This window comes from Novosphingobium sp. PASSN1 (assembly GCF_002278815.1).
Genome location: NZ_NKIS01000015.1, coordinates 48,948 through 63,601, shown reverse-complemented (window position 1 = coordinate 63,601; position 14,654 = coordinate 48,948). Strand labels below are relative to the sequence as shown.

Sequence of the window (14,654 nt, the reverse complement as noted above, 5' to 3'; positions counted from 1 at the left end):
ATTTTATGGACACCATCCGTCCAATAATAATTCGAGAGGGTTCGAACGTGCAGCAAGAGGCCGCCAGTCGTCCGCTCTCCGGCCTCGTGGTGATCGACCTCGTCGCCAGTCCGCTCGCCGGAATCGCCCGCATCTGCCGCGAATTGGGCGCCGAGGTGATCCGCCTCGAAGTGGACGGCAGGGGCGCCTGCCCCATGGGCGACCCGCGCGGCGAACTGGCCTACTGGACCGCCAATCTCGGCAAGCGAATCGAGCAGGTGGACGCAGCTGCGCTGCCCGCGCGCCTTGCCGGTGCGGACCTGATAATCGAAGATACCTCCGCCGATGGTTGCAGCGTGGATTGGCAGGCCTTGCGCGCGGCAAGCCCGGCGCTGGCCCACATGACGGCCACTGGCTTCGGCCACGGCAACGCCTTCTCGCACTGGCAGTGGACCGACGGCGTGCTCCACGCGATGACGACGGAGCTTTCGCGCTCGGGCATCAAGGGCCGCGCGCCGCTGCTGCCGCCGGGTGAGATCGCGCTGCAATGCGCCGTCGCGCAAGGGGCCTATGTCGCCATGGCCGCGCTGACGCAGGCGCGGGTGAGCGGCGTGGGCGGGCATGTCGATTATGCCGCGCTCGATGGCGCGATGCAGGCGCTCGATCCTGCGTTCGGCATTTCCGGCAGCGCCACCAATGGCCGCCCCGCTGCGTCACTGCCCCCCGGCCGCCCGCCGCTGGGCATGCAATATCCGATCATCCCGGTGGCCGATGGCTATGTCCGCCTCTGCGTGCTCGCCCCGCGCCAGTGGGAGGGGATGCACCGGATGATGGGATCGCCCGAAGCGTTCGCTGGCCCCGAGTTCCGCGACATCATGGTCCGCTTCAAGAGCAAGGAACTGCTCGCCGCGATGCAGGCGTTTCTGGCGGACAAGACGCGCACCGAGATCGAGGCGCTGGGCCAGCAGCACGGTGTGCCGCTGGCGGGCCTCAACACCCTGCCCGATTGCCTCGCCGCCGATCACATCCGCGCGCGCGGCACGTTCACCGAGGCTGACCTCCCCGGCGGCCGCCGTGTGCCTTTCCCGGATGGCTTGCTGGTGATCGACGGGGAGCGCATGGGGCCGCTCCACACCAGCGCCCCGGCCCCGCGCCCTGTTCCGGCCAGCGCCACGCCCGGCCGCTCGCTGGCCAGACCGCTGGAGGGCCTGAAGGTGCTCGATCTCGGCGTCATCGTCGTCGGCGCGGAAACCGGGCGGCTGCTGGCCGATCTGGGCGCGGATGTGGTGAAGATCGAATCCGCCGCCTTCCCCGATGGATCGCGGCAAACGTGGCTGAAGATCGGCCTTTCGAGCAGCTTTGGCGCGGGGCACCGGGGCAAGCGCAGCCTCGGGCTCAATCTCAAGTCCGAGGAAGGCAAAGCGCTGCTGCGGCGCATGGTGGCGGATGCGGATGTCATGCTTTCCAACTTCAAGCCCGGCACGCTGGAATCGCTGGGCCTTGGCTATGAGGACCTGGCGCAAATCAACCCGCGCCTGATCGCGGTCGAATCGAGCGCGTTTGGCCGCACCGGCCCGTGGTCGAAGCGCATGGGCTATGGCCCGCTGGTGCGCGCCGCTGCGGGTCTCACTGCAATGTGGCGCTATCCGGACGATGCCGAGAGCTTTTCCGATTCGGTCACCATCTACCCCGATCACGTCTGCGGCCGGATCGGCGCGAGCGCGGTGCTGGCGCTGCTGGCGCGCCGGGCGCGCACCGGGCGCGGCGGCCATGCCGATGTTTCCCAGGCCGAAGTCATGCTGGCCCAGCTCGCCACCGAAATCGCGAGCACGGCACTCGGCCTGCCTGCCAGTGCGGACGCCGGGGCGGTTTATGCCTGCGCCGGAGACGATGCATGGTGCGTCGTCACCCCGCGCGGCGACGAAGACCGGCAGCGCCTCTCCGCCGTGATCGGCACTGCCAGCCTTGCCGAATGGCTGGCAGACAAGGACGCCCACGCCGCTGCTGACACGCTGCAAGCCGCCGGAGTGCCCGCCGCGCCAATGCTCCGCGCCGCAGAGCTGGCCGAGCACCCCTATTACACCGCGCGCGGCCTGTTCCGCGAGGAGCCGCACGACCTGCTGCCCGAAGCGATGACCGCCGAGCGCCGGCCCGCGATCTGGGAGTCCATCCCCGATCCCGAAGGCCACCCCGCCCCGCTCATGTGTCAGGACACCTATGCCGTCATGCAGGACTGGCTCGGCCTGAGCGAAGCGGAATGCGCCGCGCTGGAATCCCAGGGTGTGCTTGAGACCACGCCTGCCAAGATTCGCGAAATGGTCGCCACCAAATCCTATCTGGAGACTGCCCGATGAGCCTGATGATCGATCCTGAACGCATCCCCGTGATCATCGGCGTGGGGCAGCTGAACGACCGGCCCGAAAGCCCGGAGCTTGGCCTCGATCCGCCGGGGCTGATGGCCGCCGCCCTGCGCCTTGCCGAAGCGGACGCAGGTGGTAATCTGCTCCGCGACCTCGAAAGCCTCGCCATCGTCGACCAGATCAGCTTCCGCCATCTCGGCAACTTGTGTGACCGGGTGGCGCGCGCCATCAGGGCGACGCCGCCGATCAACTACCAATCGGAAGCGCCGCACGGCGACACCCCGATCCGCCTGCTCAACGAAGCCGCCAACCACATCGGCGAGGGCAAGGCGAGCCTTGCCGCCGTGGTCGGGGCCGAAGCGCTGCGCACCGCCGCCGGGCTTGCCGCGCTGGCCGCAAAAGGCGAGGACAAGAGCTACAACGCCGTTCGCAACGTCTCCACCCGCCGCGATCCGACGTATGCGCAGGCACACGGCCTCACTGCGCCGGTCGATGTCTACCCGATCTACGAGAACGCGGGCCGCGCCGCTTATGGCCAGACGCTGGCCGAGGCGCAGGCGGAAAGCGGCGTGATCTGGGCGGGCATGAGCCAGGTCGCCGCCGCCAATGACGGCGCGTGGATCCGGAAGGCCGTCAGCGCCGAGGACATCCTCACGCCGGGCCCGTCGAACCGCCCGCTGGCCTTTCCCTATACCAAGCTCACCGTCGCCAACTCGTCGGTCAATCAGGGCGCGGGCTTTATCGTCGCCAGCCTGGCCGAAGCGCGGCGGCGCGGCATCCCTGAGGAGCGCCTGATCTACGTGGGCATGGGCGCGGCGGCCAAGGAAGACCCCAGCATCCTGCGCCGCGATCGCTATGACCGATCATCCAGCATGGACACCGCGATCCGCCGGACGCTGGTCCTCAACCGGATGACCGGCGCGGACTTCGACCATGTCGAGCTATACAGCTGCTTCCCCTGCGTGCCCAAGATGGCGCGGCGCGTGCTCGGCTGGCCATTGGACAAACCCGCCACGGTGTTCGGCGGGCTGACCTTCGGCGGCGGCCCCATCGCCAATTACATGAGCCACGCGGTCGTCTCGATGGTGGAGCGGCTGCGCAGCGGAGACGGCAAGACCGGATTCCTGTTTGCCAATGGCGGCTATGCGACCGACAACCACTGCATCGTGGTTTCGCGCCAGCCCGTGGCGGCGGCGCAGTTCCCGCAGGATTTCGACTATCAGGCCGAAGCCGATGCGGCGCGCGGGGCCATTCCGGAGCTGGACAAGGATTATGTCGGCCCGGCGACGGTCGAAAGCTACACCGTGTTTCATGGCCGCGACGGCGCGCCGTCCAGCGGCGTAGTCATCGCGCGCACACCCGAAGGCAAACGCACGCTGTGCCATATCGACGTGGCCGACGCAGGGATGCTTGCGTTCTTGATGGACGGCGCGGTCGAGCCGGTGGGCACGGGCGGGGTGATTGCGCTGGAGGGTGAACGGCGGGTCTGGACGCGGTAAAACCCGCCTCCAAATCAAAATACCAGTAGCCGCTCCGCGCCGCCGCCCTATCATCGCGCCCCTGACTTCTGGGAGAGAGCAATGAGCGGACGGTTTCATGGCAAAGTGGCGCTGATCACCGGAGGCACCTCGGGCATCGGGGCGGGCACCGTGCGGCGGCTCACCTCCGAAGGCGCGAAGGTCGTGTTCACCGGCTCCAACGCCGCGCTTGCCGAGGTGCTTTCTGCCGAAACCGGCGCCGAATTCATCGCTCACCGTGTGCAGGAAGCTGCGGCATGGGACGGCCTGATGGCCGAAATCAAGGCGAAGCATGGTCGGCTCGACATTGCCTTCGCGAACGCCGGAATCGAATCGGGCGACAGCAGCGTCGAGGATATCACCATGGAAGCGTGGGAGCGCATCATGGGGGTCAACCTCACCGGCGTGATGCTGACGATCCAGCACGCCATCCGCGCCATGCGCGCCAATCCCGATGGCGCGGCGGGCTCGATTGTCGTCAATTCCTCGATGAGCGCCTATCGCCCGATGGGCAACTTCGTCGCCTATTCCGCCAGCAAGGGCGCGCTGATCGCGCTCACCAAGTCCGCCGCGCTCCACTGCGCCAACCAGAAGACGAAGATCCGTGTCAATTCGATCCACCCCGGCGTGGTCGAGACCGAGATGATCCGCAATGTGATCGACCGCTCGCCCGATGCCGCCGCCGCCCGCGCCCAGTTCAACGCGATGGCCCCGATCGGCCGCATGGCGCAAGTGGAGGAAGTGGCCGCGCTGGTGGCCTTCCTTGCCTCGGACGAGGCAGGGTTCATCTCGGGCTCGGAATACGGGATCGACGGGGCGAGCACCGCTGGCATGATGGGCGTCTGATACGATAAGGGCCCGGGTTGCCCCGGGCCCTTTCGCATTCGCCATCAGTTGCTGGCCGTCAGGCTGCAGCCCCCAGATAGCCCAGTTGCCCGGCCTTGAAGACGGCCTGACTGCGGTTCACCGCGTTCAGCTTCTCGCCCGCGCGCTGGATGTGATAGCGCACCGTGGCGTGGCTGAGCGCGAGGATCAGGCTGATTTCCTTGTCGGTCTTGCCGATGGCGGCCCAGCGCAGGCATTCCACTTCGCGCTTGGACAGGCGGCAATCGCTGGGGATCCACTGCTGCGTGCGCATCGTGCTGACATAGCTCGCCACGAAGCGGCGAGTGAGTGCGCCGAGGAAATCGCCGTGTTCGGCGAACACGGCAGAGAGGTCGTCCAGGGTCTTGTCGAATGGCACGAAGCTCGTGGCCGCAATCTGGCCGAACGAGAGGTGCGAAGGGATCACAATCATCGCGCGCGATTTGCTGAACTTGTGGAACTCCGAAAAGTTCAGGTCTTCGAGGTAGTTGTTGCGGCTGACGGTGAAGGCTCCGTGGGCGTTGCACCAGAACGGCTCGCTTTCATAGCGCGTGGCGCGCGGGAACGGCGAGGATAGCGCCAGCGTGCCGTTTTCCCACCAGCGTTCACCATCGGCGGTCCAGCCGAAGATATCGGCGTTGATGATCTTCCCGTCGGCATCGCACATCTGCTCTTTCGACGAAATGTCGGGGCAGACCGCGATCCGCAAGTCCAGTTTCGCGGCAACGTCGCGAATGACGATTGCCGCCGGCCGCACGTCTTCAACGGCCCGAATCGTCACCTCTTCAAAGGTGGTGTTCGCCCAGTCCATGCTGCATCCTCTTGCCTGTGCCGGTTGGTCCGGCATTCGGTTCGATTCGCATGCTAACCTAGTGCGTGCCGTAGCGGAAGCCCCATCCGGAATGGTTCGGAAGTGGGGCTTCTGCGCCACAGTTTGTTGCTGTTTCGGCCTGTCCGAAACAGGGCGGCACCAGGTTTGTTACAACCCAAGCACCTGCTTCGCGATGATCGTCTTCTGCACTTCATCGGAGCCGCCGAAGATCGTGTAGGCGCGGCCGTTGAGATAGGCCGGCATGGAAAGCTGCGCCGCGCGGCTGCCGACGAATTCCGGTGCCTCGTTGCCATAGAGCGGGCGCGTGACGGGGAGCTGCAGGCCTTCATAGCCGAACAGGTCCACCGCCAGCTCGTCGATCTGCTGGCGCAGGTTCGAGCTTGTGAGCTTGACCAGCGAGGTCTGCGGACCTGCCGGGCGGCCCTTGGCGAGCTCGGCCAGAATGCGCAGTTCAGTCACCTCGAACGCCTGTGCTTCCAGCCGCAGCCGGGCAAGGCGCTGCGAGATATTGGGATCGTGGATCATCGTGCCGCCAGAACCATTTGCGCTGCCCGAGGCTTCCTCGCGCGCCCAGCGTTCGATGCGGTCGAGCTTGGCCAGCAGAGCGGGAGCCGCGCACGAACCGCCGCGCTCGTTTTCGAGCAGGAACTTGGCGATGGTCCAGCCCTGCCCTTCCTCGCCGATCAGGTTGTCGGCAGGGGTTTCGGCGTTGTCGAAGAAGGTGGCGTTGACTTCGTGGTCGTTCGCCATGGTGATGATGGGCGAAACGCTGACGCCGGGCTGCTCCATCGGGATCAGCAGGAAGCTGATGCCGCGCTGCTTCTGCACGGAGGGATCGGTGCGCACGAGCGCGAAGATCCAGTTGGCGTGGTGCGCGTGGGTGGTCCAGATCTTGGAGCCGTTGACCACGTACTTATCGCCAACCCGCTCGGCGCGCGTCTTGACCGCGGCAAGGTCGGAACCGGCGCCCGGCTCCGAATAGCCCTGGCACCAGTAATCTTCGCCCGAGATGATGCGCGGCAGGAAGCGCGCCTTCTGTTCGGGCGTACCGAAGTGGCAGATCACCGGGCCGACAAGGCGCAAGCCAAGGATCGGCAGCGACGGCGCGCCGGCAATCGCGCATTCCTTCTCGAAAATGTACTTCTGCGTCGGCGTCCAGCCCGGACCGCCGTCCTCGACCGGCCAGGAAGTGGCGAGCCAGCCCTTTTCGGCAAGGATCGCCTGCCATTCGCGGGTGATGTCCGGTTCCGTGAACACGCTGGGCGTGTTCGCCGCACCTTCGCGCAGGCGGGCGTTGAGCTTGTCATCGAGGAACGCGCGCACTTCCTTCTGGAAGGCGAGGTCCTCGGGGGAGAAATCCATATCCATAGCCGGTGTCCCTCAGGCGATCTCGTTCATGGCCCAGCGAATGCCGCGGCGCAGTGTTTCGTAGTAAACGGGATAGTTCCAGCCGCAGCGTTCGGGATGTGTCCAGAAGGGCAGGAGTTCGATGACATCGAAGTGGCTGCGGCAGTGGCCGAGCGTGTTGTAGAGCACGCCGCCCTTGCCGTGATCGCGAAGGTACAGCACCGGCACAACAACATTGTCGTAGTTCGCTTCGGTGAACCCGGTTGCCTCGCCATCAAAGCGCGTCTGCATCAGGACCTTGATCGGTGCCTTTTCCTTCATGATGTAGAGCTCGTCGATGATATCGAAATCTTCGAGGCCCTGCGTGAGCGCATGGGTCTTGTCGACCACCTCGACACGGAACGGCCCAATCGGCGGATGCGCCTTGAACTGGGTGCCGAGCACTTCCATCAGATCATCGCGTTCTTCGGGGCAATCGACCCCGCCTTCGACGAACTTCAGGATCGAATTGGTGCCGTGCAGCGCCAGCCAGCGCCCGCCGCGCTCCAGCCATTCCTTGATCTTCACCGTCTCTTCCGGCGTCGGCAGCACGGTGCAGGTGTAAGTGACGAGGAGCTGGCATTGTTCCAGCCGCTCGGTGTTGGAAAAGTCCATCGCCACCGTGGTGCGGATCTCGGGATGCTCACCCAGCAGCTTGAGCACCTCAAGCCGGGCGAAGTCGATATCGTGATATTTGCCCGCGGCCACGAAGTGGGCGTCAATCCGCTTGGTCATTCAACGTACTCCAAAACTTGCGTCACGCCGCGCGGGCATAATCCAGAATATCACTGGCGGGATCGCCGAACAGCTTCGAGAGCAGGACGATCCGCTTCAGGCCGTGGCCCACGCCAAGTTCGTCGCTCATGCCCATGCCGCCATGCAGCTGCACTGCCTGATGGCCGACCCAGATCGCGTTTTCCGCCACGTGGGCCTTGATCGCCGCCATCGGCGCCGCCGGCTGGAGCAGCGCGCGCAGCACGGCGGACTGCACGCTTTCGACCCGCGCATAGACATCGACCATGCGGTGCTGCAGCACCTGGAACCGGCCAAGCGGCTGGCCGAACTGCTCGCGCGTTTTCAGGTATTCCAGCGTATCGGCAAACAAGCGGCTGGCAATGCCGACCATTTCCGCCGCCGCCATCAGCCGCGCCTCTTCGATCACGGCGTGGAGATCCGCTGAAAGAGGGCCTTCCGCAGCCGCATCGTGGAACGTGACAATCGCCGCAACGCCGCCATCCGCCACAGGATAGGGCCGCACTTCGACCTCGGCCGCCTTGGCATCGACGACATAGAGTCCGGTCTTGCCGTCTTCTTCCGCCGTCACGACGAACAGGTCCGCCGCGCCGCCGCCCAGCACGAACTGCTTGGTGCCCGAAACCTTGCCGCCCTTCACCTTCACGCCCTGTGCTTCCAGCACGAAGCGGCGGCCCGGTTCGGCAAAGGCGAAGGCGGCGATGGTTTCGCCCGCAATCACGCCTTCAAGATGCGCCGTACCCGCCAGCAGGCGTGCGGGCAGGAAGCCGCACTCCAGCCACGGTTCGACCGCCTGCGCATGGCCCAGCGCCTGCGCCACGACGGCCAGATCGCCGTGCGAGCCATCCATGCCGCCATCGGCCTCACCCGCGGCAAGGCCGATCAGCCCCAGCTCCGCCAGTTCCTTCCAGCGCGCGCGGTCGATGCCGCCCGGCTGGCTGCGCGCCGCGCGCCGTGCTGCCACGTCCTGCCCCTGGCAGAAGCGCTCGACCGCTGCCTTGAACAGTTCCTGGTTCTCGTCGAGATCGAAGTTCACGCGGCAGCTTTCTTGTAAGTGATGGGAACGGAGACGAACCCGCGCAGCAGCAGGTTCGGCGAGACGCGGAGCTCCGCGCCGTCCTTGATGCGGATATCATCGAGTCGGCGCAGCAGTTCGGTGAACGCGACGGTCATTTCCTTGCGGCTCAGCATGTTGCCCACGCACATGTGGATGCCCTTGCCAAACGCGAGGTGGGTGCGCGCATTGGTGCGCTCCACGTCGAACTTGTCGGGATCGGGGTACTTCGCCGGATCGCGGTTGGCTGCGGCATAGCGCAGCATGACCATCTCGCCCTGCTTGAAGCTCTGCCCGCCCAGTTCGGTATCGCGCATCACCAGCCGCCACATGCCCGCAGTCGGCGTATCGAGCCGCAGCACTTCCTCGATCATGTTGCCGATCAGCGCCGGATTGGCGCGGACTTTGGCCTGCTGATCAGGGTTTTGCGCGAGGTGGACGATGCCGCCCGCCAGCGAGTGCGTTGTCGTCTCGTTGCCCGCCACCATCAACTGCTGGGCAATCGAGAGGATTTCCGCGTCATTCAGCGGGGTTTCGCCATCGAGCCGCGCGTTGACGACGTCCGACAGGAGGTCGTCGGTCGGGTTTTCGCGGCGCGCGTCGATCTTCACCTTCAGCTTGCGCTGGAAATCGACGATCTCGTGCGCGCACTCAATCTCGCGCTCACGCGGGATCATGTGGCCCAGCCGGTCGGCAAAGGCATCGGACCAGCGCTTCACGTCCGCGCGCTCGGCGGGAGAAAAGCCCAGCTGCTCGCAGATCACCTGCACCGGCAGGCCAACGCTGAACTCCGTCACGAAGTCGCACTTGCCCTTGTCGATGAAACCATCGATCAAGCCATTGACCTTATCACGAATGCCAGTCTCCAGCGCATTCACGCGCGGCATCGAGAACGCGAGGTTTACCAGCTTGCGGAAGCGCGTGTGAACTGGCGGATCGGCAGTGAGAAGGGTGTTCATCTGCGGCCAGCCTTGCGCCAGGATGCCGCTCACTTCCGGATCTTCAGCCAGCGCACCCGAAAGCACGCCACTGAAATCGTTGGAAAACACGTCAGGTTTCCCGGCAGCTTCCGAGCACATCTCGTAGCCCATCACAACCTTGGTGCCGGTTTCAGGCAAGATCACCACGGGAGAATTGGCGTGTGCCCACTGATAGAGCGGGAACGGATTCTGCATCACCTCGGGATCGAGCAGGCTCTTGGTCATTTCATTCATGGCGATCCTGGCCCCTCTTGATTGGATATCGGTTTGGCACCGTGAAATACCCCGTGCCACGCGCGAAAATGCTAGGTTGGCTTGCCCTTTGGGGGAAGACCTTCACGAGTGAACCATCGCCCCGCCATCGACCATGATGCCCTGTCCGGTGATGAACCGGGCATCATCGGTGGCGAGGAACACCATCACATCGGCCACGTCTTCCGGCTGGCCGACCCGGCCCAGCGCGGATCGGCCCGCGTAATAGTCCTTGGCCCCCGGCGTGTCCTCGAACAGCCCCCTCGTCATGCCCGTGGCGATAGCGCCCGGCTGAACGCAGTTCACCGTGATGCCCTGCGGCCCCAGTTCCATCGCCAGCGCGCGGGTGAGGCCGAGGATGGCGTGCTTGGAAGTGGTGTAGGCCACCAGACCCGCATCGCCATAGCGCGACATGATCGAGCCGACATTGACCACGCGCCCACGCCCCGAAGCGCCCAGCAGCGGCAGCAGCGCGCGGGTGAGCTTCATCACGGCGGTCACGTTGATGCCGAGCGCGGAATTCCACTGTTCCTCGGTCATCTCGGCAAACGGGCCTGCCGGGCAGACGCCTGCGTTGTTGATGAGGATGTCGCAGCCGCCGAGCAGGCTTTCCGCCGCCCCGGCAATGGCCGCGATGGAATCGGCATCACCCACATCTGCCACCAGCGTATGCGTGCCAACGATCCCATCGCTCGCCCGGTCAACGCCGAGCACGGCTACGCCTTCCGCCATCAGCCGCGCCGCTGCCGCCTTGCCCATGCCGGATGCAGCCCCGGTGACGACGGCGCGCCGCCCCGTCAGATCCTTGCCGCGTGCGATTTCCACTCAGGCAAACTCCCGCTGAAACTCGGCCATGTCGAAATAGTCGCGCCACTTCGCCACCTTGCCCTCGGCGTTGATCTCGAACGTACCGGAGACGCGGATGGCCCGCCAGCGCCCGGCGACGAGGAACTTGTCGGTCCGCTCGGTCAGCACGACATTGCCGCTGGCGGCGATGTGGTGGGTGATCCACTCGGTGCCCTCGATGGGCGGGAACTGCGCCATCAGCGCCTGCACCCCGGCAAGGCCGACGGCAGGCTCCATCGGGATGTTATGCCAGACGATATCCTCGGCCATCATGGCGAACGCGGCGGGCGCATCGCCCCGATTCCACGCGGCGATGAACGCTTCGACCACTTGCTGCGGGCTCATGGCTTTCTCCCTATCCTTGCGCGGTCCAGGCCAGCGCGTTGGCAATGATCTGGCGGACGACGGTGTTCGCATAAGTGTGAGGGCCATCGCCGAACTGGCAGTAGACGATCTGCGCGCCGCCCGCAGGCTTGGCCCACGCCACCAGATTGCTGCCCGGCGGGTGCGGCCAATCGGCGTTGTCGAACATGCGCCCAGCAACGGCATGGGCGGCGGAATAGAAGTTTTCCGCCACGTAATCATGCCGCGCGCGGATCAGCGGCGTAACGTCGTCCTCGAACACTTCGCCGAGATAGACCTCGTCGTTCACCGGAAAGGTTGCCGGAATGCCTTCCAGCACCGGATGCTGCGCCACCAGCTGCGCGGTGTAATCGACATCGTGGCGATAGCCGGAATCGAGCTTCGCCTCTCCGCGCACCGTGCCGGGTTGGTAGAGGAAGCGCCCGCCGACCCATTCGCTCCACTGCGGCCATTCCGCCCAGCCCGCGATGGCATGGTGCATCATCACCGCGCCGCGCCCGCTCGCGAAGCGGCGCGTGATGGCGTCCTTGAACGCATCCGAAGGCGCGGCCGTCTTCACCGTGCCATCGGCGAACGTGTAGCCCGGCATATCGTAGAACAGCACCGCATCCGCGCTGTCTGCCGCGCCTGCGGCAACGCGCTCCTCGGCCTCGGGGTGGACGTAATGGACCACCTGCCAGTCGCCCGGCAGCAGCCCCGCCACGGCATCGAGGAAGGCCGCGAACGGCGCTTCCTCATACGGATGCCCGCCGGAGAGGACGAGAAGCGTCTGGGCCATCGGGTCAGCTCAGCTTCAGGATCATCTTGCCGTCGTTCGAGCCGCTGAACAGCCGCAGGAACGCCGGGAGCGCGTTGTCGATGCCGTCGTCGATATGCTCGTCGAACACCAGCTTGCCGGTGCTCATCCAGCCCGCCATCGCGGCAATGCCCTCGCCGAAGCGCGGCACGTAGTCCGCCACCAGCAGGCCGGTCATCGAGGCGCGCTTGACGATGAGCTGCCAAATGTTGCGCGCGCCGGTCTTCTCACCCGCGTTGTTGTACTCGCTGATCAGGCCGCACACGCCGATGCGGGCATACATCGCGAGGTTGTTGAGCCCGGCATCGAGGATATCGCCGCCGACATTTTCGAAGATCACGTTGACGCCGTTCGGAGCCGCCGCCGCGATCTCGGCCGAAAGCTGGTCCACGTTCTTGCCGCGATAGTCGATGGCGACATCGAAGCCGTAGCGTTCGACGAGGCGCTTGCACTTCTCCGGCCCGCCCGCGATGCCGATGACATTGCTGGCGCCCTTGATCTTGGCGATCTGGCCGACGAGCGAGCCGACCGCGCCTGCCGCGCCGGTGACGAGCACGACATCGCCGGGCTGCGGCTTGCACACTTCAAGGTAGCCGAAATAGGCGGTCATCCCCACTGCGCCGAGCACGGAGAGAAAGTTCGTCGGCGAAGGGACGATCGTGGGATCGATAGCCGCGCTGAAGCCGCCCGACTGCGAGACCGAGTATTCCTCGATGGCGTTCAGCCCGGAAACCCACTGGCCCACCGGGAAATCGGCGGTCTTGCTGGCCACCACTTCGCCCACGGTCGAGGCGCGCACCGGGGTGCCGAGCGGGATCGGCGGCATATAGCTCGGCGCATCGTCCATCCAGCCGCGCATGGCGGGATCGAGCGAGGCATAGTGGTTGCGGATCAGGAACTGGCCGTCCGCCAACTCGGGCAAGGCTTCTGAAACAAGGCTGAAGTCTTCGGCCACAGGCGCGCCATTGGGGCGGCGGGCCAGCAGGAAACGGCGATTTTGCGTCACGGGTAAGCTCCTGAACGGGGGAAACCCCCAAAGGTTAGAGCCTAGACCCCGCCGCCGCCAAGACGACTCTCATTTTTGCCGGTCTGGCAAGGCGCACTCCCCATTTTAGCCTACTCCCCATTTTATGAGGTGAACATGCCCCCCATCGCACCCACAGTGCGCAGAAGCCGTGATCCAACGCGGCCATAGAGGGATTCCGGGGCCATGGCAGAACCGTTCTTCGATCACCCTTATCTTTCGGGCCACCATGCGCCGATCCGGTTCGAAGCCGATGCCCCCGATCTGATCGTCGAGGGCAAGCTGCCCGATGATCTTGCGGGCATGTTCTATCGCAACGGCCCCGATCCGCTCTATCCCCCGCGCGAGGGGGACTATCACTGGTTCGATGGCGACGGGATGGTGTTTGCCTTCGAGTTTGCCGATGGCCGCGTCTCGATGCGCAACCGCTGGGTGAAGACCGAGAAGTTCGAACTGGAAAAGGCCGCCGGGCGCCGCCTGTTCGGCATCTTCGGCAATCCGATGACGTCCGACCCCAGCGTGCAGGGCAAGCGGTACAACACCGGCAACACCAACATCATCCTCCATGGCGGGCAACTGCTGGCGCTGATGGAAGGCGCGCCGCCGGTGGCGCTCGATCCACGCAAACTGGATACGCTGCACGAGGAGACGTATGGCGGCCTCGTCACCTCCAGCTTCTCGGCGCATCCCAAGATCGATTACGCGACGCGCGAGATGATCAACACCGGGGCGGCCATCCACGGCATGATGGGCCCGGCGGAAATGCGCTATGATGTGGTCGCGGCAGACGGCACGATCCGCAAGACCGAGATCATCCCGATGCCGCATTTCAGCCTGATGCACACCTTCCTGCTGACTGAAAACTGGGCGATCTTTCCGTTCATCCCTATCGACACCGACCTCAAGCGTTTCGCCGCAGGCGGGCCGATGACCGCGTGGGTCAACGACCGCCCGACCAAGTTCGCGGTCATGCCGCGCGAGGGGACTGCGGACCAGATCCAATGGTTCGAGTTCGAGCCGCGCCACATGTTCCACGAGCTCAACGTGTGGGAAGAGGACGGCAAGATCATCGCCGATGTGGCCGCTGCCAACGGCACGGCGCTGTTCCCGGACGAGACCGGCGCGCGGCGCACCCACGGCGATACCCAGCAGAGCCTGCGCCGCTGGACCATCGACCCCAGCGGCAACACCGGCTGGATCAAGGAAGAAGTGCTCAACGGGCGCGACATCCAGTTCCCGAGGCCCGACGACCGCCTGATGACGCGCAAGAGCCGCCACAGCTTCGCCAACATCAACCTGAAGTCGCGCGATGGCCGCGTGGAGGGCATGGACGCGGTGCTGCGGTATGACACGCAGACGGGCGAGGAAGATATCTGGCACTTCGGCGCGGGCGCTGCGGCGGGCGAGCTTGTCTTCGCCCCCCGCCTTGGCAGCACCGACGAAGCCGACGGCTATGCGATGACGCTGGTTCACCCCGCGAACAGCGGCACCAGCGAACTGGCGATCTTCGCCGCCAAGGATATCGCAGCCGGGCCGATTGCCCGCGTCCTCATTCCCTTCCGCGTGCCCAGCGGCTTCCACTGCAACTTCTACGCCGAGGACAATCCGCTCTACCAGCAGACCCTGTCCAACTAAGGCGCCAACTGAC

General features: G+C 65.4%; 13 protein-coding genes. 4 read left to right on the top strand and 9 right to left on the bottom strand.

The window, feature by feature from the left end:
• Positions 1–47 precede the first annotated feature (47 nt).
• From CFE35_RS19845 to CFE35_RS19835, 3 genes are all read left to right on the top strand, one after another.
• Positions 48–2,333: a CoA transferase gene (locus CFE35_RS19845; RefSeq protein ID WP_292933276.1), complete on the top strand. Its 2,286-nt coding sequence runs from the start codon at positions 48–50 to the stop codon at positions 2,331–2,333.
• Positions 2,330–3,838, top strand: a complete 1,509-nt coding sequence (locus CFE35_RS19840) for an acetyl-CoA acetyltransferase (protein WP_366557168.1) — start codon at positions 2,330–2,332, stop codon at positions 3,836–3,838. The genes CFE35_RS19845 and CFE35_RS19840 overlap by 4 nt, the downstream gene beginning before the upstream one ends.
• Positions 3,839–3,919: 81 nt before the next feature.
• Positions 3,920–4,702 (top strand): SDR family NAD(P)-dependent oxidoreductase, encoded by a 783-nt coding sequence (locus CFE35_RS19835; RefSeq protein WP_292933274.1) that lies wholly within the window; start codon positions 3,920–3,922, stop codon positions 4,700–4,702.
• A gap of 58 nt (positions 4,703–4,760) precedes the next feature.
• Here CFE35_RS19835 and CFE35_RS19830 read toward each other — a convergent pair whose 3' ends face one another.
• The 9 genes from CFE35_RS19830 to CFE35_RS19790 form a co-directional block, all read right to left on the bottom strand.
• A complete protein-coding gene (locus tag CFE35_RS19830) occupies positions 4,761–5,531 on the bottom strand; it encodes a helix-turn-helix transcriptional regulator (protein WP_292933272.1) in 771 nt (256 codons plus the stop codon).
• A gap of 168 nt (positions 5,532–5,699) precedes the next feature.
• Positions 5,700–6,920, bottom strand: a complete 1,221-nt coding sequence (locus CFE35_RS19825; protein WP_292933270.1) for an acyl-CoA dehydrogenase family protein — start codon at positions 6,918–6,920, stop codon at positions 5,700–5,702.
• Positions 6,921–6,932: 12 nt separating this feature from the next.
• Positions 6,933–7,673, bottom strand: coding sequence for a ThuA domain-containing protein (locus tag CFE35_RS19820; RefSeq protein ID WP_292933268.1), 741 nt, complete (start codon positions 7,671–7,673; stop codon positions 6,933–6,935).
• 22 nt (positions 7,674–7,695) lie between these two features.
• Positions 7,696–8,727, bottom strand: coding sequence for an acyl-CoA dehydrogenase family protein (locus CFE35_RS19815; RefSeq protein WP_292933266.1), 1,032 nt, complete (start codon positions 8,725–8,727; stop codon positions 7,696–7,698).
• Positions 8,724–9,959: a cytochrome P450 gene (locus tag CFE35_RS19810; protein ID WP_292933264.1), complete on the bottom strand. Its 1,236-nt coding sequence runs from the start codon at positions 9,957–9,959 to the stop codon at positions 8,724–8,726. The genes CFE35_RS19815 and CFE35_RS19810 overlap by 4 nt, the downstream gene beginning before the upstream one ends.
• A 102-nt stretch (positions 9,960–10,061) precedes the next feature.
• Positions 10,062–10,802, bottom strand: a complete 741-nt coding sequence (locus CFE35_RS19805; protein ID WP_292933262.1) for an SDR family oxidoreductase — start codon at positions 10,800–10,802, stop codon at positions 10,062–10,064.
• The gene (locus CFE35_RS19800; protein ID WP_292933260.1) at positions 10,803–11,168 is read right to left on the bottom strand and encodes a limonene-1,2-epoxide hydrolase family protein; all 366 of its coding nucleotides are present in this window, start codon (positions 11,166–11,168) and stop codon (positions 10,803–10,805) included.
• Positions 11,169–11,178: 10 nt separating this feature from the next.
• Positions 11,179–11,964, bottom strand: coding sequence for a ThuA domain-containing protein (locus tag CFE35_RS19795; protein ID WP_292933258.1), 786 nt, complete (start codon positions 11,962–11,964; stop codon positions 11,179–11,181).
• 4 nt (positions 11,965–11,968) lie between these two features.
• Positions 11,969–12,988 (bottom strand): NADP-dependent oxidoreductase, encoded by a 1,020-nt coding sequence (locus CFE35_RS19790; RefSeq protein WP_292933256.1) that lies wholly within the window; start codon positions 12,986–12,988, stop codon positions 11,969–11,971.
• A 204-nt stretch (positions 12,989–13,192) separates the two neighbouring features.
• On the opposite strand from CFE35_RS19790, the gene CFE35_RS19785 reads away from it, so the two are divergent.
• Positions 13,193–14,641, top strand: a complete 1,449-nt coding sequence (locus CFE35_RS19785; RefSeq protein WP_292933254.1) for a carotenoid oxygenase family protein — start codon at positions 13,193–13,195, stop codon at positions 14,639–14,641.
• Positions 14,642–14,654: the final 13 nt, after the last annotated feature.

Bases quoted from the DNA above. Each gene is read 5' to 3' on its own strand.
- CFE35_RS19840 (WP_366557168.1), top strand. From the start codon at position 2,330: ATGAGCCTGATGATCGATCCTGAACGCATCCCCGTGATCATCGGCGTG.
- CFE35_RS19835 (WP_292933274.1), top strand. From the start codon at position 3,920: ATGAGCGGACGGTTTCATGGCAAAGTGGCGCTGATCACCGGAGGCACC.
- CFE35_RS19830 (WP_292933272.1), bottom strand. From the start codon at position 5,531: ATGGACTGGGCGAACACCACCTTTGAAGAGGTGACGATTCGGGCCGTT.
- CFE35_RS19825 (WP_292933270.1), bottom strand. From the start codon at position 6,920: ATGGATATGGATTTCTCCCCCGAGGACCTCGCCTTCCAGAAGGAAGTG.
- CFE35_RS19820 (WP_292933268.1), bottom strand. From the start codon at position 7,673: ATGACCAAGCGGATTGACGCCCACTTCGTGGCCGCGGGCAAATATCAC.
- CFE35_RS19810 (WP_292933264.1), bottom strand. From the start codon at position 9,959: ATGAATGAAATGACCAAGAGCCTGCTCGATCCCGAGGTGATGCAGAAT.
- CFE35_RS19800 (WP_292933260.1), bottom strand. From the start codon at position 11,168: ATGAGCCCGCAGCAAGTGGTCGAAGCGTTCATCGCCGCGTGGAATCGG.
- CFE35_RS19795 (WP_292933258.1), bottom strand. From the start codon at position 11,964: ATGGCCCAGACGCTTCTCGTCCTCTCCGGCGGGCATCCGTATGAGGAA.
- CFE35_RS19785 (WP_292933254.1), top strand. From the start codon at position 13,193: ATGGCAGAACCGTTCTTCGATCACCCTTATCTTTCGGGCCACCATGCG.